Here is a 21,937-nt window from a genome sequence, read left to right on the forward strand (position 1 = left end):
CACCTATAAATCATGCGTTTCAGCTAATGAAATAAACGCACGTGTAATACTCGTTTTCGTTAATCGTCCAGTAATAATTAGACCTTGCTCTGTCTCTTCTACAACCGGCACGGAATCAATTTCCCGTTCAATTAATACTTTAGCTGTGTTTACTAATGAATCGGATTTAAGACAATACGCGATATTCGGCATTCTCGTCATAATGATATGCACAGGCATTTTATTTAAATCCTGAGTCCCGATACTGGAACGTAATAAGTCTTTTCGCGATAATACACCTTGCAGCATTTCATTTTTATCAACTACAAACAGAGTCCCTACATCTTCAGAGAACATATGTATTATAGCTTCATATATTGTCATCTCTTCTGAAACAACTACAGGAACGGACTGGAAATCTTTAACTTTTAAATTTAGCATCGATTCTGTAAAGGCAGCCGTTGATTTTTTTCCCGCATAAAAATAGCCGACACGAGGTCGCGCATCTAAAAAACCTGCCATCGTTAATATGGCTAAGTCCGGTCTTAATGTAGCCCGTGTTAAACCAAGGCGCTCGGCAATATGTTCGCCCGTAATAGGACCATTTTCTTTTACAATTTGCAAGATTGCATCTTGACGTTTATTGAGTTCGATTGGACTCACCCGCTTCAAATAATGTTATACTTTTTCCTCAATTATTATATACTATTTTCTTCTATATTGCGAAGAAAACAATCCCATGCTACAATATGAGCGAACAATTTAATTTCATATGTAAGCGATGAAGGGAATAATAAGTATCAATTCTAACATGAGCGAGTAGGGATAGTGCAAGCCTACAGCGAATTGAGAAACGGCACCCCTGAGCTCATTTTATAAAAGAGGTTTTTATTTATTTAAAAACAAGCGGGGTGGAACCGCGGGTATATCGTCATGATGCACTCGTCCCCGGGCATGAAGTTTGTGCCCGGAGACGGGTGCTTTTTATCTTCTTGTAGCGCGTGCCAAAGAAATTTGGACACTGCGCCAACGTATATTAATATTTATTAGGAGGAATTTTTCATGGCAGAAAAATCAATGGAAACTATTGTATCATTAGCAAAACATCGCGGATTCGTATTCCCTGGATCTGAAATTTACGGTGGTTTAGCAAACACTTGGGATTACGGTCCACTAGGTGTGGAATTAAAAAACAACGTTAAAAAAGCTTGGTGGCAAAAATTCGTTCAGGAATCTGAACACAACGTAGGATTAGACGCAGCAATTTTAATGAATCCAAAAGCTTGGGTTGCTTCTGGTCACGTTGGTAACTTCAACGACCCAATGATCGACTGTAAATCTTGTAAAGCTCGTCACCGTGCGGACAAATTAATCGAGGATGCTAACTTAGCTAAAACGGGCGAAGAAATCATCGTTGACGGTATGACATTCGACCAAATGAAAGCAAAAATGGAAGAGCTTGTAGTAGCTTGTCCTGATTGTGGCAAAATCGATTTCACAGACATCCGTCAATTCAACTTAATGTTCAAAACGTTCCAAGGTGTAACTGAATCTTCAACAAACGAAATCTTCCTACGTCCTGAAACAGCACAAGGGATCTTCGTGAACTTCAAAAATGTTCAACGTTCTATGCGTAAACGTACACCATTTGGTATCGCACAAGTAGGTAAATCTTTCCGTAACGAAATTACACCAGGTAACTTCACATTCCGTACACGTGAATTTGAACAAATGGAGTTAGAATTCTTCTGTAAGCCAGGTGAAGACTTAGAGTGGCACGAATACTGGAAAAACTTCTGTAAAAACTGGTTATTAAACTTAGGCATGAACGAAGAATCTATGCGTATGCGTGACCATGAGGAAGATGAGTTGTCTCACTACTCAAATGCAACTTCTGATATCGAATTCCGCTTCCCATTCGGCTGGGGCGAGCTATGGGGTATCGCTGACCGTACAGACTTCGACTTAAAACAACATATGGAGCATTCAGGTGAAGATTTCACGTACATTGATCCAATTACAAACGAACGCTATGTACCATACTGCATCGAGCCATCTTTAGGTGCTGACCGTGTAACATTAGCATTTTTATGTGACGCTTATGATGAAGAAGCGTTAGAAGGCGATGACAAACGTACCGTATTACGTTTCCACCCTGCACTAGCACCATTCAAAGCAGCAGTGTTACCATTATCGAAAAAATTATCAGACGAAGCAGGCGAAGTATGGGCTGACTTACGTAAATCTTTCCCAGTTGACTTCGACGAGTCTCAATCAATCGGTAAACGTTACCGCCGCCAAGATGAAATCGGTACACCATTCTGTATCACGTACGATTTCGATTCAAAAGAAGACGGCCAAGTAACAGTTCGTCACCGCGATTCAATGGAACAAATCCGCATGCCGATTGCGGAAGTTAAGGCTTATATTGAGAAACACTTAGTATTCTAAGTATCAAATTTAATTATAGTTTACAGTAGGCATGCGGATTTGCCGATTGCTGATGTTAAGGCTTATATTGAGAAGCATTTAGTATTCTAATTCCCAAATAAATATGGATAATTAAGGCACTTTCCGTTCGTTTTCGAATAGAAAGTGCTTTTTTTCTTACCCTATTATATTTAGTAACTTCAATATGAACTGAGCAATGAAAATAAGCGGAGTTTTTGCTGTTATTTTAAAAATCGCGCTCATTTTTGGATAAATAAGGGGAGATTTTCCGCTTATGTTACGCAAAACTCCTTCCTATCCATGTTTTTCGAGTCAATAGACGGAATTTCTCCGCTTATTTTGGCCCTTTTTTTTAATTTTTTTCTGAATAACCGGAATTTCTCCCTCTATTTATCCAGTTAGAGCTTTCCCCCACCGCCATCTTCTCGCAAAAATAAAAACAATCCAACCGATTCTAACACGGTTGGATTGTTTCATTTATTCAGCTGCTTTTCAATATCGAATTTCGCCTGCAGGATCAAGTCGCGCAACGTATCAAATTGCCCCTCATCAAAACGTGCTTCCGGAATAATAATCGCAATGGATGCAATCGGTCTTCCATTTGAGATAATGGCTGTACTAAACGAACAGGCTCCAACAATACGCTCTGCTCTTGTGAAAATGTATTGTTGTTCACGTACTCGCTGCAACTCCTGGATCAACTTTTCACGATCGACTACCGTATTTTCAGTCACACGCTGCAAACTTACCTTATTCAAATATTCATCAATTTCTTCCTGAGGTAAAAAGGCCAGCAATGATTTTGCGGATGCGCCTGCATATAGTGGCGACGTATCACCTACATGATTACGGGCCGATAATGCATAATTACTTTCAACGTTCATAATACAACGGCGCTCATTGCCATCAATAATACTCATCGAAATACTTTCATTTGTTATTTGATTAAGTTGCTGAAGAATAGGCTGCGCAATTGTAATGATGCTGGATTCTTCCTCGACTAACTTCCCTAAGTGAATTAATGATAAGCCTAGTTGATAATGTTTTGTGCGTTCATCTCGAATCAGAAATCCTTCGTATACTAAAGTAGCTACAAATCTTTGGAGACTTGATAAGCCGATCCCAGTTTTTTTATTTAATTCTGTTAAAGACAGCTTTGGTTGTTCTTTTGTGAAGGCTCGTAGTATAACTATTGTTTTTTGTACGGTTTGCATTAAATACATTTTTTCAAACTTGTTTTGCTCCATCAAGACGCCCCCTTTTCCTAATAGTATCAAAATTAATTGGAAGAAAAAAGAAGGGCTTATGCTAAAAGTCACAATTACCTTTTCCGCCATTTATTCTATGGCAAAATCTTAATACTTCAGCTTTTATTCATTTTCAAAATTTCATCCGTATGCTCACCTAAAAGTGGTGGACCGCTATCATAGGAAATATTTAATTCGGAATATTGCAGAGGATTTTTCACGAATTTTACAGTACCGTATACTGGATGATCCATCTCTCCTATTAAATTGCGTGCAATAACTTGAGGTTGTTGAAACGCCTCTGCCACAGTATTGACGCGTCCCCCCGGAATTTTAAACTGCTGCAATAACTCAATCCATTCATCACGGGTTTTTGTTTTAGTAATCTCAGAAATAAACGCCGTCAATACAGGTTCATTTTGCTTACGTAGTGTATTCGTTTTAAAACGTTCATCCAAAGTCCACTCACGTCGATTGACCATCTCACAAAACTTTCTAAATTGATCTTCCGTCCCTACACAAAACATGAGCGGACCATCTGCGCATTCAAATACTTGATACGGTGCTACGTTATTATGTTTGTTGCCGAGCCTAGACGATTCAAATCCTGTATTTAAATAGGCACTTGAAATATTCGCAAGGGAGCTCATCTGTACGTCAAGCAGTGCTAAATCGATAAACTGACCTCGCCCCGTTAAATCACGCATGCGCAATGCTGATAAAATACCGATTACTACATAATGGGAGGTTAAAATATCAGCAATTGGCACCCCCACTTTCGTTGCTTCTCCATCCGGATGTCCTGTTACATCCATTAAGCCGCTCATTGCCTGGATGACTGGATCAAAGCCCGGCTCATTGGCAAGAGGTCCCGTTTGACCAAAGCCGGTCACAGAGCATTGAATGATGCACGGATTAATTTGTTTAAGATTTTCATAATCGAGCCCCATCTTCTTCATATCGCCTGTTTTAAAGTTATCAATAATAACATCCGACTCTTTTACTAAATCGAGCAGGACCTCTTTATCCGACTCTTCCTTTAAGTTTAAAATAATCGACTTTTTATTACGATTGGCACTAATATAATAGGTGCTCTCACCATTTATGAACGGACCCCAATCACGCATACTGTCAGAACCATTCGGATGCTCGATTCGAATAACCTCTGCACCTAAATCCGCTAAAATCATCGTTCCTGCTGGTGCCGCATAGACACGGGATAAATCCAATATTTTAATATTTTCCAATGGGCGCATCCCCATCACCTCGCTTCTTCACCTTTTATTAACGATGGTACAACTTTACGTTCAGGCTGCTTCATCATAATTTGTGTTGTAACTGCAATAGCGATCATTGCCAATGCTATTAGGTTATAAATTAAAGTTGTATCCATTAGCGCAATTCCTGCGAAAAAGAAAACAAGACGCTCCATAAAATATGTTCGGCGAAGTAAATACCCTTTAATACCAGCCGCGATCGATACGCCACCGATACATGCTGTAATTGCCGCTATAATGTATTCTCCGATTGTTCCGCCTGTGAGCAGAAGGGCCGGATTGAAAATGAAGAAGAACGGTACAATAAAGCCAATCAACCCTAAGCGAACCGATTCAAACGATACTTTATTCGGCGATTCACCTGCAATACCGGCAGCTGCATATGGTGCTAATGCTACAGGTGGTGTAATACTGGATAAAGCAGCAAAGTAAAAGGCAAACATATGGGCTGCAATTGCCGGTACACCTAATTGAGTTAAGATCGGTACTGAAATGGTTGCCACAATAATATATGCTGCAGTAGCTGGAATACCCATCCCTAATACGATACTAATAACTGCTGTTAAAATAGCCGCAAGCATGACACTGTCTCCAGCAAAGCTTAATACGTTATTACCGATGATTAAGCCGATACTTGTCAATGTAATTGTTGCAATGACAATGCCTACAATCGCACAGGCTATTCCTACACTAATCGCTCCTTTGACTCCTTCAACAACCGAATCAATCACCGTTTTCAAGCTCATACGTGTATGTTTTCGAATAGCCGCTGTCGGCACTACTGCAAATAACGCAAAGATTGCTGCATATATTGGTGAAAATCCGGCAAACAACATAAATAATAAAATAATTAATGGAATTGATAAGTGGCCGCCATTTTTTAAAACTTGCTTGGCAACGGGAATATTTTCTTTTGAAATACCTGATAACCCCATTTTTTTCGCTTCAAAATGGACGATCATAAACAACGTTAAATAGTAGAGAACTGCCGGTATAATGGCAGCCAACATCACGACTGAATACGAAACACCTATGTATTCTGCCATAATGAAAGCAGCTGCACCCATGACTGGCGGAGCAATTAAACCCCCTGTCGAAGCAACAGCCTCTACAGCCCCGGCAAATTTTTTCGAATAACCCGCCTTTTTCATCATTGGGATCGTAACAGTACCGGTTGTAACAACATTACTTACAGCACTTCCGCTAATCGTCGCCATAAGTGCACTTGCAAATACCGCAACCTTTGCCGGGCCACCTGCTGTACGCCCTGCAATTGTTAGCGCCAGGTCATTAATGAAATCTGAAAAGCCACTATTTTTCAAGAAGGCACCAAACAGTACGAAAATGAAAATGTATGTTGCCGATACACCAAGTGCAGTACCGAAAATACCTTGTCCACCCCAGAACATAATATTGATAATACGTTCTAAGCTGAATCCGTAATGTCCTAGAATACCTGGAATATATGCACCGAAGAAGTTGTAGGCTAAGAAGAACATCGCAATTAATGTCAGAGCATTACCGACAACGCGGCGTGCTGCCTCAAACAGTAATATAATAGCTATTGCGCCGACCCATAGATCAAGAACCGTATTTTCCCCTGCGCGGTCCCGAACTAAAATATCGTATACAATAACAAAATATAGCGTCACGAATATCGATAATGTAATACAAATGCTATCAAACCATGTTGGCAAACTTCTTGTTCCTACACTTTTCTTTGTTGCCGGATAAAATATAAAGCTAAATAAAAGTAGAAATCCTAAATGCCAGGCACGAAATTTAGTTGCTTCCATTACACCGATACTGCTCATATAAATTTGGAAAATAGACCAAACAATTGCAACTCCAATAACAATTTTGCCAAATAAGCCAACATAGGTACGGGAATTTATATTTTTATCTTCGAGATCCATTAGCTGCTGTAGCTCATCTTTTTCAAGCGATTTTCCAGTCATATAGTTTCCTCCTTATCACTTTACTTTTATTCAACAACACCAATTTCACGGTAATAGCGCTCTGCTCCTGGATGAAGTGGAACATCCGCTGTTCCTGACACCGCATTTTCCGGACTGAACTGCTTTGCAATACTGTAGGATTTTTCAAGTGAGCTTAAGTTTTCCCATAACGCTTTCGTTAACTGATAAACCGTTTCTTCACTTACACTTTCGTCTATGACGATCGTACTGTATTGACCTACAGTTTGAATCGCTTCCGGCTGTTTATCATAAGTGTTTGGCTCGATTGTATAGGCAAAGTTCCAAGGGTATTCTTCTACTAAATAGTCAATTGCACTGTCAGACATGCTTAATACTCTTGAATCTACTGTTGAGATAAGCTCGGTCGCAGCAGCTGCTGGTACCCCTGTGTATATATTGACACCTTCCACTTGACCATTTCGCATTAAATCTGTAGCTTCCGTAAACCCTACATAGTTGGCTTTAATATCATTTTCTCCAATACCATGTGCCTCAAGAACAAGTCGGGATTCCACTTCAGTGGCACTCCCTGCTGCTCCGAACACGAAGCTCGATCCTTTTAAATCTTCAATCGTTTTGTATTTATCGTTTTTTTTCACAATAATATGACTAATATTTGGATATAAGTTTCCTAGTATACGAATGTTCTCATATTGCCTTCCTTCGAAGCTTCCTACACCGTTGTAAGCTTCATATGCAATATTGACTGTAGTAAAGGAAATATTCGCCTCGCCTTTTCGCATTAAATTCAAGTTTTCTATACTTCCATTTGATGCTTGTGAAGCGACACGCTTTTCCAATTCATTCGTCCACATAGTAGAGATTCCTGCACCAAGTGAATAGAAAACACCCGTAGTGGTACCTGTTGTAAAAATTAACGGCTCTCCATATCGCTCAATATTACTTTGACAACCTACTAACAACATAGCAGCAATCGAAATAGCTGCGAGCAATTTTTTCTTCATCCGCATACCCCTTTTCAGATGTATTATTTAAATACGGCTTTTCGCTTTTCTACAATCGCTTTAACCCCTTCTTCGTATGTCGGTAATTCCGTTACTAGACCCATTTTTGAAGAAATATAATCCAGCGACGAACGTAGGCTCATTGTTTGGCTTTGGTAAACCGCACGCTTAATAATTTTTATTGATTCAATTGGTCCAGCAGCTAATTTTTTCGCATAGTTCAGCGTATAATCCTCAAGTTCATCGTCATTGACAACGTAAGTAACTAAACGTGTTTCCTTCGCTTCCTCGGCTGTTAGTACGCGCGCTGTCCATAACATATCAAGCGCCTGATCGATCCCTACAATACGAGGTAAAAAATACGCACCGCCGTCTCCTGGAACAATCCCAACATTAATATAGCTTTCTGAGAACTTAGCAGATTGTGCAGCAATTCGGATATCACACATTAATGCCATATCCAGCCCCGCACCCATCGCAAAGCCATGCATTTGTGCAATGACCGGCTTATCGATTTCTTCAAGGAGAAGAGGGACACGCTGAACCTTTTTCCATAACGAGTTTTTACGAGCCAAAGCTGTTGAAGTAATATCTTCTTCACTATTGAAAAATCCATTTCCAGCAATCATCGCCTTCACATCACCACCAGCGCAAAATGCTTTGCCGTTACCTTTTAAAATGACAACACGTATATCATCATTATCCCGGACTTCTTCCAAAGCCTTAATCCACGATAAAATCATTTCTTCACTAAATGCATTCATACTATCTGGACGATTTAGTGTAATCGTTGCAATATGATCCTTCACATCAAATAATAAATCCGCCATATTTTCTTCCTCCTTATGCATGAACATGCGCTTCATTTTGTTCTGTCATACTTTCCCATAAATCCATTTTCGACTCTAGCACCTGCTTAGCTAACTGCTGCTTCCAATAGCGAGCCGTAAATTCCTCATCTCTCCAAGCCCATAAACGGCGTGTAAATTGATGTAATCGATGCTCGTGCGTAACGCCGATTGCTGCATGAACCTGATGTGCGGCAGTGGTAACTACGCGGCTTGCGTCATCCATTCTTAAACGCGTATACGCTACTTCAACCCCTTCTTGACCATCGACCAATAATGTTTGGACATTGTTCGTTGCTACCGTCATCAATGTTTGTTCGCCAGCCATATTTGCCAAATGTTGCTGCACGAGCTGGAATCGATGAATCGGACGACCAAATTGCTCGCGCTCCTTGCTGAATTGCACACTTAGTTGGAATGCTGTCGTAAGGGCACCGTTCATTTTACTGACAGATGCTGCTGTAACTAATTTCGAAAGAGCCACATACTGTTGTGCGGTAATCGGTACTTTTTGAAGCGCTTTCACTTTTTCGAAAACAGCTTCCGACCTTGGTTCTGCTGCAAGGTTAGTCCCATTTTTCAGTAACACATTTTTCAGATCGGCAACAACGATAAATTGCTGTGAACCTTCCTGTGCCAAGACAACGATTTTCTCTGCATATTTAGCCCATGGAACATGTTTTACTGTCCCAAACAAAGTATCTTCTTTAAGCTGAAGTGGTGTAGTAATACTGTAGGTTGTCAACTGCTCATACCCTTTTATATCAATCTGTTTCAGTAAATAGTTTGCTAACGTATGCTCAATAAACGGAACGGGTGCAGCATACTTTCCAATCAGTCCATACAGTGCAAGCAAATCTTCAATATCTCCGCCTGCGCCCCCATCTTCTTCACTGACTGCTACGTTGTGCAACTCATTTTCAAGTAATAGTTGCCATACATTTTCAGCCCACAAATTCCCCTCCAGTAAATCTACCGTTTCTTTCTCAACTTTATCTTTCAGTACTTTTTCCACTACTTCTACGACCATGTCCTTTATTTCACTCATTGTGCAACAACCCCCTTCGCTAAAATTCCGTATAGAACCTCGGATGTGCCACCACGAATTGTGAACCCAGGGGCATGTAAAATCGATTCTGCCAAATAGCGTTCAATCTCTTTTTCACTTTGAAGATCTGGATATACATCTAGCAATAAACGTACGATCTCCGGAATTTTCTGTTCAAATTTAGTGCCGATACTTTTTACAAGTGCTGCAGGAATAATTACTTCGCCGCCTTCTTCAAGTACTTTAGCCACACCGATAGATAAATTGCGCAATGACCAAAGCTCTGCAACTAGTTTCATTGCCTCTTCCAACCCGGAAAGATCTCTCTTTTTCTTTAATTCTTCAATCGCTTCATTTAAAAGCGGGAATGTACTTAAAATACGCTCTGGCCCACTACGTTCAAATGCCAGCTCTGCCAAACCTTGCTTCCACCCATTACCGAGCGTTCCGACGACCATTTCGTCCGGAACAAATACATTATCGAAAAATACGTCATTGAAATGTGGCTCCCCCGTTAAATAGCGGATTGGTGTAATAGTTACTCCCTCACCTTTCAAATCGATAATAAACTGTGAAAGACCTTCATGCTTTTTTTCACCTAATGGTTCTGTTCGAATAAGCGTTACCATGTAATGCGAATCCTGAGCATTGCTCGACCAAGTTTTTGCCCCATTTACAATCCAGCCACCTTCCACTTTTTCGGCACGTGTTGCAACAGAAGCTAAATCTGATCCACTATTCGGTTCACTTAACCCAATGGCGAAGAAACATTCACCCTTTACAATTTTCGGCAAGAAGAATTCCTTTTGATATTCTGTACCAAAACGCAGTAGGAGCGGTCCTGTTTGACGGTCAGCAAACCAATGGGCAGCTACCGGAGCTCCATATGCCAAAAACTCTTCCGTTAAAATGTAACGGTCTAACGTACTTCGTTCTTTACCTCCATACTGCTTCGGCCACGTCATCCCTATCCAGCCCTGCTCTGCTACAAGTTTAGAGAAATCAGGATTTGAACCACTTAACCACGAGTCACATCGAGTCTCAAATGTCCCTTTCTCAATATGTTGTTTTAAAAAGCTTCGTACTTCCTGTCTAAATTGTTTTTGTTCTTCTGTAAATTGAACTTTAGGTAGATTCATAAAATAACCTCCATTACGCATATTGTGTAACTACTTTCTCATACCGATATTATACGCAATAAATTTCTGAATTGTCAAAATTATTCTACAATATTTTAGTTTTTTATAGCTTTTTTACTCCTAAACGAGCAGTTTTTCACAATATCATTCTTTGTTATTATTCTGTAAAAATAGAAAGAGATTGCTAACATTTCACCTAAAAATAAGCTATAATTTTCTGAAAAGATAAATAATGGGGTGGAAGTATGTTTTTTCAGTTAAAAGAAAAATCTGTAAAACCATTAGATACGTATGATAAAATCTCTCGACTCGTCAAAGCGATCCTCCATTTCGAATGCCCGGACCATCGTGGGCAGCATCACATTCTCTACACAGCGAATATGCAGTTAGAAGCCTATCGGGAAGCAAAGGATTTTTACCGTAGCCATGACGACCCAAGCAGTGCTTTAGGCTGTCTAAGTAGAGAAGCTTATGAGCAGGCCAACAAGAAATACAATCAGCTTTATACAATCATTCGGGGCTATATGCATTTAAGCGAAGACAATAAACGCGACCATTTCAACCACCACTTCCGCTTTTCTAACGAGAAAATCGATAAAATGTATAGTCTTTTCGAACAAAAGCAGCATCATGACCATTTAAAACTCGAAGAATTGTTTTATGAACGGTTAAAAGAAGATGTAGCTCCTCTATTAACACAATTTGAGTAACTCCGATGAAACCTTTTCTGCTCTTATTCGTAAATTGAATAGCAAGTCCATTAGGAGGGCGAACCTTGGAAACTAAACAACAGTTGGAGAATTATTTGCAGGCAATTCAAGAATGGGAAAAGGATCAAAGCGGTTTATGGTTTTGGGAAAAAATTGGTCGTATTCCATTCAAAATGCTTGATAAACTAACACCAAAATTCATTCAGGAAAAAATTTCAGTATTAGTAGATGAGCTAGTTAGCTATGTGCAATCAGGCGGTAAGTATTTAGTGAGTGAAAAGTCAATGATCAACTATATCCAAAAACATACATTACATTCAATTTCGTCTATAAAAGACATTGGGGAGATCCCGATAGAAGATATGGTGGCTCTTAGTGAAAAGCTGCAGAAAAACCGGGCAAATATCGCTACAGTACAAGGGGCTTCCACAGGCTTTGGAGGAATATTCACATTAGCAATTGATATCCCTGTTATATTGGGAATTGCCTTAAAAACGTTACAGGAGATTGCGCTTATCCATGGCTATGATCCGAACGAAAAAACAGAGCGAATTTTTATTGTAAAATGTCTGCAGTTCGCTTCATCCGATATTGTTGGTAAAGAGGCAATATTAAATGAACTTGCCCAAAACTATGAACAGCCGCGCTCTGCAGAAAATATGGTATCTCAACTGCAAGGGTGGCAGGAAGTGTTTTATACGTACAGAGATAATTTTGGGATGAAGAAGCTGTTCCAGATGATTCCGGTGGCAGGTATGATTTTCGGGGCATTTATTAATAAATCCATGATTCAAGATGTTTCCGAAGCAGGCATGATGCTTTACCGAAAACGACGGGTATTGGAACGTATGAATCAGCTAGAGGGTAGTGAACTATAACGTTACGTTAACCTTTTTTAATCAAAAATTCTTATTGACGTATTATCGGCTTCTTTGAATATGAATCCTAACAATTACTGTATACGAAACCTAAAAGTTAAGGAGGAGGATTTTGAAGGTAGAAGAAAGGACTGTTCAATTCATAAAAGAATATGTGGAGATAGAAGGGCATCAAAATGGTTTATTCATTGAATCAATAGATTTTCAAAATCCGGTTCTCCTGTTTTTGCATGGAGGACCTGGATTTCCACAGTATTCAATCTTAAAAAAATCAGGACTTAGATGGGCAGAATACTTTACAGTTTGTTATTGGGAACAACGTGGCACCGGTATGTCTTATAACTCATCGACCCAAGGCAAAGTGACGTTAGAAAGATTGGTTTCTGATTCCTTAATAATAACTAACTATTTAAAGAAAAAGTTCAATAAAAAGAAGATATATATATCCGGACACTCTTGGGGAACGTTGCTCGGAAGCATAGTTGTTAGTCAAAACTGAGCATTATTTAGCTTACATTGGGGTAGGACAATTTGGGAGGCATTTTGATTCCAATAAACAAACTTATGAATTTTTATTGGAGACAGCGAGTAAACGAGGTGATAAAAGGGCAGAGAAAGATATTCAATCTGTCGTGTTTGATCGAGATTTTTATAAAAATCAGGGCTATCGTAGAATACTTGGAAGATATCTCAACAAATTTGGGGGCGGTACGAAAAGAATGGGATATTCCAATTGGCAAGGTATGAAGGATCTGTTTACTTGTAATCATTATTCCTGGAAAGAGCGTTTTAACATACCAAAGGGAATTTTTTTTAGTTATGATTCTTTAGGTGAAACAATGGCAAAAGCCGATGCAACATTGTTAGCACCTCGTTTTGATGTTCCTGTTTTTATCTTACATGGTGTGTATGATTACCAAACATCCTACAAGGAAGCAAAACGTTTTTACGAAAAAATAGAAGCTCCATCTAAAAAATTTTATACATTTGAAAACTCTGCACATTCTCCTTTTATAGAAGAACAAGAGAGGTTTCTACACATTCTAAGAACTGATGTACTCTGTTCCGAGTGTTCTTATAAAAACCCATCTTAGCAGTTTTCCTTAAGCCATAATGTACGCGTGAAATTTAAAAATAATGCCCCTCTACGATACGCACGTCGAAAGGCCAACTATCGTAATTTTTGGGATAGTTGGCGATTTTTTATATTAAAGCTATCTTTTTATTTAACTCATGCATTTCTTTTAACCCTTTATAAAAAGGATATTGCTTTCTCAACGCTTCTTCCTGATCAATTTCCATCACTAAATTATTTAGATATAACATCGAATCATCCAACCGCTTCCGAATCTCCAACAAATTATTTGTGACCTGACCATGCCCCGGCACAAGTGTTTGAATTCTATTATCAGACATAATTGCTGCTGCCTTTTGTAATGTATTCTTATAACACTGCAAATCCTCAATAAAGGGAAACTCAACATCCGATAAATAATCGCCCGCCAATAAAATTCCGTAGGGTTCCACTACAGTAAATAAACCGTCCCGAGTATGCCCGGGTGCCAGGTAAAATGTGCATGAAGCATCTTCCAAATTAACCATCTGGCCATCTTCTTTAATAACAATATCAATTGTTGGATAAACAATCGGATAGTCTCTTTGAATATAGTACTGTGCATCAAATTGATGTATTTCCTCTAACACCTTTTCTTTATCCGAGCGATTCACAAATGCCTCACTCGCTATTGTTGTAGCATTCGGAAAAGCTCCGGCTGCAATAATATGGTCAAAATCACTATGAGTATAAATAATAAATAATTTCTGTTCACCCATAATCGATTGTATGTAGGCTTTTATTTCATCAATTTCATTCGGCAGCCAATTAGGGTCAGTTAAAATGATTGCCCGTTCTGTTTTAACTACCGCGGACGTTGTTTGATAGAGCACACTTTGAAATACCGTTATATTTTCATTTTTAAACTGTTGCATCCTTCATCATCCCTTTCAAATAATAAAGCTAGTCAAATGTAGAAACGCTCCATCTGACTAGCTTATTTCCTAGGCAATTAATTCAGTTTTCTTCCTTTTTTTCACGCTGCAATAAAGGTGTACGCTCTAATTGCTCTATAAAACTTCGTGATTTCAGCCGTATTCCTGTTTGCTCTTCATAGATTGTCGTGACGATTTTCTTTATAAATTGCTTCGTCTGTGGCTTCAATTCAAGCTTGCCTACTTGATCAATCGGCACTGTATAAAACATGCGGATCAGTTTTAACTGTGTTGGTGATAGTCGGATAATATACGGATCCAAATGAAAACAACGATGGCATATAAAGCCTCCTTGTGTAAATGAAAAAGCAAATTCCCCGTCTACTGCACCACAGCCGGCACATGCATGTAAAATTGGCTGCACCCCCGCATACGGAAGCATCTTCCAATCCACAAATAATGTAATCGCTTCAGGGTCATAACCTTCTTCAATCGCATTCAGCGCCTGAATTAAAATTTCAAAGGCATACTGCTCGGGTCTACCTTCTTCAACTAAACGATCGATAATTTCCACAATGTAGCTCGCATAGGCTGTTGCCGTAATGTCCGTTTGAATATGGCGCATTGAATTAAAATGTTCCCCTTGCTGCAAAGTTCCCATACCTGACGTACGCTGGACTAAAAATGAGCCGTGCATAAAAGGCTGTGTCACACCTGCAAGGCGGCTTGTAGGTTTCTTGGCTCCACGCGCCATACATGCCACTTTTCCTGCTTCACGAGTCATAATCGTAACAATTTTGTTTGATTCACCGTAAGCACGCGCTTTTAAAACGATGCCTTCCCATTTATGTAGCATCTATTGCACATCCTTCTATTTCTTTCATAGTATTATTATACCGTACCGCTACATCAAATGTTTAATAAACGGTTACCTCATCACCAATTATTTTCTTTACCCAATCCAGATTTTGAACAGATCGTTGTTCCACATCTTTTAAAGGATATACTCGGTAAATACCATCTGTATCTTTCAATACGGATGTCGCATAGAGCTCGGGCTGTCGAATCGTAATAACATCGCCTTCCTTCGTAATTTCCAGGCTAGCGATCCCGCCAATCATAGTGTTCGGAATGGTTAAAATCGTTGAAAAGAAATTGCCTAGGGAATAAAAGACATGCGTTTCATGCCCCTGTTCAGTTACGAGTTTTTTGTATGGCTGCAGCACATGCGGATGTGTCCCGAGAACAATATGTGCCCCAGCCTCATTTAAAACTTTTGCGTAATGCTTCTGATAGTCGCTTTCGCTATAAGCGTATTCTGGTCCCCAATGCATGGAAACCGCTACAACATCTACTTCTTCCTTTAATAATTCTATATCCGCCTTTATTTTTGTCTCATCAATATAATTGATAATATATGGGGAGCCTTTTGGTAAGTACAGTCCGTTAGTGCCATATGTATAGGCAAGTAATCCGATTTTTATCGACCCAACTTCAATAATACGGTCATTCGCTTTATCTTCAGCATTTTTATACGCCCCTACGTAAGGCATACCGTACTCATCCAGGTTTTCAAAAAATGTACGGACACCACCTTCCCCTTTATCAACGGTATGGTTATTTGCAATAGTAACCATATCTACACCTGCATTTTGTAGATCGCGCAAAATATGAGGAGGGCTCGAGAATTGAGGGAAGCCACTTAATGCATAATTGTTCCCTACTGGAGGGGATTCCTGATTTGCAATTAAATAATCATAGCTTTGCATAGTTGGGGCCACCGCTGCAAAAGATGACGTGAAATCCTCATATTGAGCAAGCCTCAAATGAAGCAGAACATCTCCAACCATCGCAAGACGCATAGTTTCTTTTACAATCTCCGGCTGTGGCTCAATCTCTGGTTCCTTTACCGGTTCAAGCCCAGTAACTGGTTCGACCGTTTCTTTAATATCGCTGCTTTGCGCAAGCTGTTCTTTCCCGCCTTCAACGGGTGTAGTCATTTGCCCCTCTGCTATAAGTATCGGAGTGTCTTTATCCATCGTTACCATAACGGCCACTAAAATTCCTAATGACACGACCCAAAATGACAACAAAAATTTATTTAATGTATTCAATCATTCACCTACTAAGTTTATTGTAAAATAATTCCTATTATATCTTATAATACTAAAGTTTATACAAGTATACACTAGCAAAATTGCAGAAATAAATAAAGAACAGATGCAACATAAACGCTGCATCTGTTCATATTATTTTTAATACTCGTCTTCTCTAAAGCCGAAATCACGTAAATGGGTTTGCTTATTACGCCAATCTTTTTGCACTTTTACCCAAAGCTCTAAATATACTTTTGAACCTAGCAACATTTCAATATCCTGGCGGGCACGTACACCAACCTCTTTTAAAAGGGCACCGCGTTTTCCGATAACAATCCCTTTTTGTGAATCGCGTTCAACCATAATTGTCGCCTGTACATGAATCATATTTTCCTTTTCTTCATGTGGTTTAATACGTTCAATAACGACCGCGATTGAATGCGGAATTTCTTCACGAGTTAAATGCAATACTTTTTCACGAATTAATTCAGAGATAATGAAGCGCTCCGGATGATCCGTTACTTGGTCAGCAGGGTAATATTGAGGCCCTTCCGGCAAGTATTTTTCAATTGTCGTTAATAAGTTTTCAACGTTGTTGCCTTGTAATGCTGAGATTGGAATAATTTCCGCAAAGTCGAACTTATCTTTATACGAATCAATAATTTTTACTAATTCATCAGGATGTACTAAATCGATTTTATTAATAATTAAAAATACCGGTGTTTTATTGCCTTGCAATAACTCGATGATGAACTCGTCACCTTTACCGATTGCCTGCTCTGCATTCACCATGAACATAATAACATCGACTTCTCTTAATGCATTACGTGATGTTTTTAACATAAATTCGCCTAATTTATGTTTAGGCTTATGGATTCCCGGCGTATCGATGAAAATCGTTTGAGAGTTTTCCTGCGTTAATACACCTTGTACTTTATTTCGTGTTGTTTGTGGTTTGTCCGACATAATCGCGATCTTTTGACCAATTACTCGGTTTAAAAATGTTGATTTGCCGACATTTGGTCGACCTACAATCGAGACAAAGCCCGATTTGTATCCTTTATTTTCCTGCATTTTTCATATCCTCCGTATTAAACGCACCCGGGATAAGCTCGCCTACTGTCGTTTGCTGAACGTCACCATTCATATTCGTTAAGTAGACAGGCATATCCGGTGCACAAAATTCACTCATTACTTGTCGACAAGCTCCGCATGGAGAACATGGACCCGGTGTATCTGCTACAACCGCTAATGCTTTAAATTTCATATTGCCTTCCGATACCGCTTTAAAAAATGCTGTACGTTCCGCGCAGTTTGTCATACTATACCCTGCATTCTCTATATTGCAGCCATTGTATACAGTACCGTCCTCAGCTAATAATGCCGCACCTACTTTAAATTTCGAGTAAGGCACATAAGCAAATTCACGTGCAATTTTAGACTGTTCCATTAGTTGATCCATGTTCATCGTCAGTTCCCCCAACATATACATATTATTTTAATCACTACCTGTCCTTGCTTCCAAGTTCAGCTGTCGACCAGAGTAATAACTTTCCAGTAAGTATTCTTATGTTTCCAAAAAAGAAGTTATAGCCATTTTGGTAAAAATATGAGTAGTCCGATTATAACACTTGCGAGCGCAAAAACAAGTACAGCACCTGCTGCAATATCCTTTGCCTGCTTTGCAATCGGATGAAATTCCGGTGAAGCAAGGTCCACTACTCGTTCGATGGCTGTATTTATCAGCTCGGCACCTATAACGAGGAAAATTATCAATACAATAATACTCCATTCGACTATAGTTAAGCCTGTTAATACACCTGCGATGATGACTATTATTGCGCTCACTAAGTGAAATCTGAAATTTTGTTCGTTGACAGCCGTAAATATTCCCTCCATTGCATAACGGAAAGATCGGAAAAACTTACGGACGTTCATTTGTATCACGACCTAAGCCGTATGATTGTAAAATGGCATCCTGCTTTCCGAACATGATTTTCTCATCTTCAGGTGTCATATGGTCATATCCGAGCAAATGCAAAAAACCATGCACCGCCAAAAATCCTAACTCACGTTCAAAAGTATGCCCATATTCCGCCGCCTGCTCTTTTGTGCGGTCTGTTGAAATAATAATATCTCCCAATATACGTGGTATACCTTCTCCGATAATTTGCATTTCTCCTTCACCCATTTCCTCCAGAGCGAATGAAATAACATCGGTAGGTTGATCTTTATCGCGATATTCACGATTGATTTCATGAATGGCCTCATTCGTTACAAATGTAATCGATACTTCAGAACCATCTTCAATCCCTTCGTGTTCGGCTGCGTGCTGCAGCAGTTCTTCCACCAATTTTAAATGTGGATTTTTTACTTCATTTGTTTCATCTAAAAAATCAATTAATAACAATTTGTTCCCTCCTAATTTTCCTTTGGATATTCAATACGCGAGTGGAACGTCCCATTTAAAGTTTCACATAAAATATCTTCAATCGTTTTCAGTTCTTTCAAAGAAATATCACATTCATCAAACTGATCATCTTGCACACGGTCTTGAATAATCGACTGTACAAGCTTATGAATTTTTTCTGCACTCGGCTGATTCAATGACCGTACTGCAGCCTCTACACTATCTGCAATGCTAATAATTGCTGCCTCTTTCGATTGTGGCTTTGGACCAGGATAGCGGAATATACTTTCATCCAATTCTTTCCCTTCTTCCTTCGCCTTAAACAAGAAGAATTTCAATGTACTTGTCCCATGATGCTGTAAACAAATATCAATAATCTCCTGAGGCATTTTATGCTTGCGTAGAAGCTCTGCCCCATCAGTAGTATGTGCGATAATAATTTCTGCACTGCTTTCAGGTGACATAGAATCATGTGGGTTTGTACCCATTTGGTTTTCTATAAAGAACATCGGTCTTCGCGTTTTACCTACATCATGATAATAGCAGCTTACTCTTGCCAACAAGCCATCCGCTCCAATTGCTTCACACGCAGCTTCTGCTAAATTCGCTACCATAATACTATGATGGTACGTACCAGGCGTCTCCGTTAAGATTTTTTTCAAAAGTGGATGATTTGGATTCGACAGTTCAATTAAGCGCATGACTGATAAAATTCCAAATGCAGACTCAAAATACGGAAGTAAGCCCATCATCAACGCACCGGATAATAATCCCGATATGATTGCAGCAGCTGCATAGAATGAAATTTCCATAAAGCCATAGCCAGATTGTGCCATCAATAAATAAAACGCAATAAATAGAATGTTAACAAGCGTTACAATACCAACGGCCTGTAAAATATCTTTCCGCTTTTCCAAACTGCGCATAAAAATAATTGATGCAAATCCGCCAAATAAAATATAAAGCGCCATATCCATCTGTAAAATGGCAGAATAGCCTTCATGGAAAATAATGCCTGCTGATGCTGCGGTCATTAATGTTACTATGCTCGCTGTACGGTCATTTGCCAATACACGAACAAGCATCGTCACGAGAGCGGAAGGATAAATAAATGCAATCGTTAAATCAAAATTCCCTGAAATCATTCCGATTAACTTCATCATGATCAATGCGATAGAATAGACAATCATCGTAACGAATAATTCATTACGCTTTTTGGAAGGGTCCTTTTTTGAACGATCAAATAATGCAAATAAAAATGCCATCTGCAGAACAATTAATATAACTAGACCGGCAATCGGTTTAATCGATTCTTCACTATCCAGCATCCCTAATAATTCGAGTTGTCGATAAATTTCCCGAGTGACAACTTCCCCTTCTTGAACAATGATTTGTCCTTGAAGAATGCGGGTCGGTTCAACTGCATCTTTAGCTTGCTGCACAGCAATAGCTGTTTTTTCTTCATCAAGTACTTCTGTTTCTACGACAGCAGCTCGTCCAACTGCAACTGCTACACTCATTAAACTATCCGATATGGAAGGATGCTGACGAATTTTACTTTCAAGGTCATTACGATATGTAATCAGATTTTCCCTACGAAGCGGACGATTTAAATTCGTTTCCACCAATGCAGCCAGTGAATCACGTGTTGATTCGATATTTCCTTTTGGAGCATTCAGTAAATTTACTAGCTGTGCATCCGATAAAATCAGGTTTTGCTGATTTTCTATTATATCTTTTAGATTTGAACGCAATAACTCCAGCTGTTCTGGTTGGCCTACTTCGCCATCCTGATTCCCAATATCCCTTTTCACGTCCAATACAATATCAAATATTGTCGTTACAAAAGTGGCACGGTGGCTAGGAACATCTTCTTTAAATATGTAAACAGGTTCTACTGAGCGTTCGGCACTCTCCACTTCCTGTTCTGTTTTGACGGTATCTTCAATTGTTTTTATTGAACGAATTGTTTCTGGCGATAATTCTGTTAATTTAATATCATATGTAACACCACGGACATTATCAATCATTAAAGAAAATTGTAACAATGCCGTAGCAGTAAGAACGATAATTAGCAACGCACGAAAACTAATTAATTGGATGAGCTTTTTTATTTTCTCTATGACCATGCACCTCCACTTTCTTTCTACTCTTATTTTAACAAATTTATATCCTCCTTGTTACGAAAAGCTTGAATGTTTTTCTAATAATGTCTATCCGCCTATAAAATTATCTATTAAAAGTGACCGATTCGACTCATCACCATAACATCGGGTTGCTTTTCTAATGAAGTTTCACTTGATTGGTGGGCTACGGCAAGACAGCGCTAAAGCCACGTGAAGTGTCTTTATCACTGCCTTTATTGCCGTTTGTGAGGCCCACCAATCCCAAAATTTTGCCTTCGTTATAAAGTGAAGTAAAAAACACCCAATCAAGCCGCTTGCGCTATCGCGAGGCGGCGGAGTACGGAAATGCTCTGTATTATAGCAGAAATTCACTTAATGCCAAAGCAGAGTGACATGGAGCGAAGGATGAGCCTCCAAAATACTTGCTTCAACGTGTTTTCCCCGTAGCGTAGCAGAACGGACTTAATTAGAAAATATTATTTTTCAATTTTGTCATCCCCTACTTATGGTGATGAACCTATTTTTAATTTATTTGTGAAATAACGGAAATTTCTTTCTCTATTTATCTCAGGTAGATGAATCAAGATCCATATTTACAAATGATACCATTTATTTTTATAACTTTGAGCTTTTAGTCTAAAATTATCATAAGACCAAAAAGAGCAATTGCACGGTGCAACTGCTCTTTGCGTAATTATAATTCTTGATCTGAGTATGCCTGGATTACTCTTGCTACTAATGGGTGTCTCACTACGTCGCCTTGTGCCTGTCGCTTCGCTTTCGGCACAGAGGGTT

Annotated in this window: 22 protein-coding genes; 5 read left to right on the top strand and 17 right to left on the bottom strand. The window is 39.2% G+C overall.

The genetic code is table 11. The annotated features are described in order from the left end of the window. Nucleotides 1–3 precede the first annotated feature (3 nt). Nucleotides 4–642, bottom strand: a complete 639-nt coding sequence (locus H9635_RS01020) for a helix-turn-helix transcriptional regulator (RefSeq protein ID WP_191698286.1) — start codon at nt 640–642, stop codon at nt 4–6. 399 nt (nt 643–1,041) lie between these two features. On the opposite strand from H9635_RS01020, the gene H9635_RS01025 reads away from it, so the two are divergent. Continuing rightward, a complete protein-coding gene (locus H9635_RS01025; protein ID WP_191698287.1) occupies nt 1,042–2,430 on the top strand; it encodes a glycine--tRNA ligase in 1,389 nt (462 codons plus the stop codon). A 473-nt stretch (nt 2,431–2,903) separates the two neighbouring features. Here the strand turns inward: H9635_RS01025 and H9635_RS01030 are convergent, their stop codons facing one another. From H9635_RS01030 to H9635_RS01060, 7 genes are all read right to left on the bottom strand, one after another. After that, complete coding sequence (locus tag H9635_RS01030) at nt 2,904–3,677, bottom strand: IclR family transcriptional regulator (RefSeq protein ID WP_191698288.1); 774 nt, start codon at nt 3,675–3,677, stop codon at nt 2,904–2,906. Between the two features lie 116 nt (nt 3,678–3,793). Further along, nucleotides 3,794–4,933, bottom strand: coding sequence for a CaiB/BaiF CoA transferase family protein (locus tag H9635_RS01035; protein ID WP_191698289.1), 1,140 nt, complete (start codon nt 4,931–4,933; stop codon nt 3,794–3,796). A gap of 5 nt (nt 4,934–4,938) precedes the next feature. Next, entirely contained in the window at nt 4,939–6,912 is a 1,974-nt protein-coding gene (locus H9635_RS01040) for a TRAP transporter permease (RefSeq protein ID WP_191698290.1), read from the bottom strand. Nucleotides 6,913–6,938: 26 nt separating this feature from the next. Next, complete coding sequence (locus tag H9635_RS01045) at nt 6,939–7,898, bottom strand: TAXI family TRAP transporter solute-binding subunit (RefSeq protein ID WP_191698291.1); 960 nt, start codon at nt 7,896–7,898, stop codon at nt 6,939–6,941. Between the two features lie 23 nt (nt 7,899–7,921). Next, the gene (locus H9635_RS01050) at nt 7,922–8,728 is read right to left on the bottom strand and encodes an enoyl-CoA hydratase/isomerase family protein (RefSeq protein ID WP_191698292.1); all 807 of its coding nucleotides are present in this window, start codon (nt 8,726–8,728) and stop codon (nt 7,922–7,924) included. Nucleotides 8,729–8,741: 13 nt separating this feature from the next. Beyond that, nucleotides 8,742–9,794: an acyl-CoA dehydrogenase family protein gene (locus H9635_RS01055; protein WP_191698293.1), complete on the bottom strand. Its 1,053-nt coding sequence runs from the start codon at nt 9,792–9,794 to the stop codon at nt 8,742–8,744. Continuing rightward, on the bottom strand, nt 9,791–10,933 hold the full coding sequence (locus H9635_RS01060; RefSeq protein ID WP_191698294.1) for an acyl-CoA dehydrogenase family protein: 1,143 nt from the start codon (nt 10,931–10,933) through the stop codon (nt 9,791–9,793). The genes H9635_RS01055 and H9635_RS01060 overlap by 4 nt, the downstream gene beginning before the upstream one ends. 245 nt (nt 10,934–11,178) lie before the next feature. Here H9635_RS01060 and H9635_RS01065 point away from each other — a divergent pair, with 245 nt between their 5' ends. The 4 genes from H9635_RS01065 to H9635_RS19145 all read left to right on the top strand — a co-directional run bounded on the left by H9635_RS01065 (nt 11,179) and on the right by H9635_RS19145 (nt 13,615). Continuing rightward, on the top strand, nt 11,179–11,643 hold the full coding sequence (locus H9635_RS01065) for a hypothetical protein (RefSeq protein ID WP_191698295.1): 465 nt from the start codon (nt 11,179–11,181) through the stop codon (nt 11,641–11,643). Between the two features lie 65 nt (nt 11,644–11,708). After that, on the top strand, nt 11,709–12,521 hold the full coding sequence (locus H9635_RS01070) for an EcsC family protein (protein WP_191698296.1): 813 nt from the start codon (nt 11,709–11,711) through the stop codon (nt 12,519–12,521). A gap of 112 nt (nt 12,522–12,633) precedes the next feature. Continuing rightward, nucleotides 12,634–13,020 (top strand): alpha/beta fold hydrolase, encoded by a 387-nt coding sequence (locus H9635_RS19140; RefSeq protein WP_225231055.1) that lies wholly within the window; start codon nt 12,634–12,636, stop codon nt 13,018–13,020. Continuing rightward, complete coding sequence (locus tag H9635_RS19145; protein ID WP_225231056.1) at nt 13,004–13,615, top strand: alpha/beta fold hydrolase; 612 nt, start codon at nt 13,004–13,006, stop codon at nt 13,613–13,615. Before H9635_RS19140 ends, H9635_RS19145 begins: the two co-directional genes overlap by 17 nt. 109 nt (nt 13,616–13,724) lie before the next feature. Here the strand turns inward: H9635_RS19145 and H9635_RS01080 are convergent, their stop codons facing one another. The 9 genes from H9635_RS01080 to H9635_RS19150 all read right to left on the bottom strand — a co-directional run bounded on the left by H9635_RS01080 (nt 13,725) and on the right by H9635_RS19150 (nt 21,929). Continuing rightward, nucleotides 13,725–14,510: an MBL fold metallo-hydrolase gene (locus H9635_RS01080; RefSeq protein ID WP_191698297.1), complete on the bottom strand. Its 786-nt coding sequence runs from the start codon at nt 14,508–14,510 to the stop codon at nt 13,725–13,727. 82 nt (nt 14,511–14,592) lie between these two features. Next, a complete protein-coding gene (gene recO, locus H9635_RS01085; RefSeq protein WP_191698298.1) occupies nt 14,593–15,366 on the bottom strand; it encodes a DNA repair protein RecO in 774 nt (257 codons plus the stop codon). Between the two features lie 61 nt (nt 15,367–15,427). Beyond that, nucleotides 15,428–16,624 carry a CapA family protein gene (locus H9635_RS01090; RefSeq protein WP_191698299.1) on the bottom strand — a complete coding sequence of 399 codons (1,197 nt, stop codon included), beginning with the start codon at nt 16,622–16,624 and terminating at the stop codon, nt 15,428–15,430. Nucleotides 16,625–16,765: 141 nt separating this feature from the next. Further along, the gene (gene era / locus H9635_RS01095) at nt 16,766–17,680 is read right to left on the bottom strand and encodes a GTPase Era (RefSeq protein WP_191698300.1); all 915 of its coding nucleotides are present in this window, start codon (nt 17,678–17,680) and stop codon (nt 16,766–16,768) included. Further along, nucleotides 17,667–18,074, bottom strand: a complete 408-nt coding sequence (locus H9635_RS01100) for a cytidine deaminase (protein WP_191698301.1) — start codon at nt 18,072–18,074, stop codon at nt 17,667–17,669. The genes era and H9635_RS01100 overlap by 14 nt, the downstream gene beginning before the upstream one ends. A gap of 119 nt (nt 18,075–18,193) precedes the next feature. Further along, entirely contained in the window at nt 18,194–18,544 is a 351-nt protein-coding gene (locus tag H9635_RS01105; RefSeq protein WP_191698302.1) for a diacylglycerol kinase family protein, read from the bottom strand. Further along, nucleotides 18,531–19,016: an rRNA maturation RNase YbeY gene (gene ybeY, locus H9635_RS01110; RefSeq protein WP_191698303.1), complete on the bottom strand. Its 486-nt coding sequence runs from the start codon at nt 19,014–19,016 to the stop codon at nt 18,531–18,533. Before ybeY ends, H9635_RS01105 begins: the two co-directional genes overlap by 14 nt. A gap of 11 nt (nt 19,017–19,027) precedes the next feature. Next, nucleotides 19,028–21,145 (bottom strand): HD family phosphohydrolase, encoded by a 2,118-nt coding sequence (locus tag H9635_RS01115; RefSeq protein ID WP_191698304.1) that lies wholly within the window; start codon nt 21,143–21,145, stop codon nt 19,028–19,030. A 691-nt stretch (nt 21,146–21,836) separates the two neighbouring features. After that, entirely contained in the window at nt 21,837–21,929 is a 93-nt protein-coding gene (locus H9635_RS19150; protein ID WP_225231057.1) for a PhoH family protein, read from the bottom strand. Between the last annotated feature and the right edge of the window lie 8 nt (nt 21,930–21,937).

This window comes from Solibacillus faecavium (assembly GCF_014836905.1).
In the GTDB taxonomy this organism is placed as follows: domain Bacteria; phylum Bacillota; class Bacilli; order Bacillales_A; family Planococcaceae; genus Solibacillus; species Solibacillus faecavium.

Excerpts from the sequence above, each read along its gene's own strand:
- H9635_RS01025 (WP_191698287.1), top strand. The coding sequence starts at position 1,042 with ATGGCAGAAAAATCAATGGAAACTATTGTATCATTAGCAAAACATCGC.
- H9635_RS01030 (WP_191698288.1), bottom strand. The coding sequence starts at position 3,677 with ATGGAGCAAAACAAGTTTGAAAAAATGTATTTAATGCAAACCGTACAA.
- H9635_RS01035 (WP_191698289.1), bottom strand. The coding sequence starts at position 4,933 with ATGCGCCCATTGGAAAATATTAAAATATTGGATTTATCCCGTGTCTAT.
- H9635_RS01040 (WP_191698290.1), bottom strand. The coding sequence starts at position 6,912 with ATGACTGGAAAATCGCTTGAAAAAGATGAGCTACAGCAGCTAATGGAT.
- H9635_RS01045 (WP_191698291.1), bottom strand. The coding sequence starts at position 7,898 with ATGAAGAAAAAATTGCTCGCAGCTATTTCGATTGCTGCTATGTTGTTA.
- H9635_RS01050 (WP_191698292.1), bottom strand. The coding sequence starts at position 8,728 with ATGGCGGATTTATTATTTGATGTGAAGGATCATATTGCAACGATTACA.
- H9635_RS01055 (WP_191698293.1), bottom strand. The coding sequence starts at position 9,794 with ATGAGTGAAATAAAGGACATGGTCGTAGAAGTAGTGGAAAAAGTACTG.
- H9635_RS01060 (WP_191698294.1), bottom strand. The coding sequence starts at position 10,933 with ATGAATCTACCTAAAGTTCAATTTACAGAAGAACAAAAACAATTTAGA.
- H9635_RS01065 (WP_191698295.1), top strand. The coding sequence starts at position 11,179 with ATGTTTTTTCAGTTAAAAGAAAAATCTGTAAAACCATTAGATACGTAT.
- H9635_RS01080 (WP_191698297.1), bottom strand. The coding sequence starts at position 14,510 with ATGCAACAGTTTAAAAATGAAAATATAACGGTATTTCAAAGTGTGCTC.
- recO (WP_191698298.1), bottom strand. The coding sequence starts at position 15,366 with ATGCTACATAAATGGGAAGGCATCGTTTTAAAAGCGCGTGCTTACGGT.
- era (WP_191698300.1), bottom strand. The coding sequence starts at position 17,680 with ATGCAGGAAAATAAAGGATACAAATCGGGCTTTGTCTCGATTGTAGGT.
- H9635_RS01100 (WP_191698301.1), bottom strand. The coding sequence starts at position 18,074 with ATGAACATGGATCAACTAATGGAACAGTCTAAAATTGCACGTGAATTT.
- H9635_RS01105 (WP_191698302.1), bottom strand. The coding sequence starts at position 18,544 with ATGAACGTCCGTAAGTTTTTCCGATCTTTCCGTTATGCAATGGAGGGA.
- H9635_RS01115 (WP_191698304.1), bottom strand. The coding sequence starts at position 21,145 with ATGGTCATAGAGAAAATAAAAAAGCTCATCCAATTAATTAGTTTTCGT.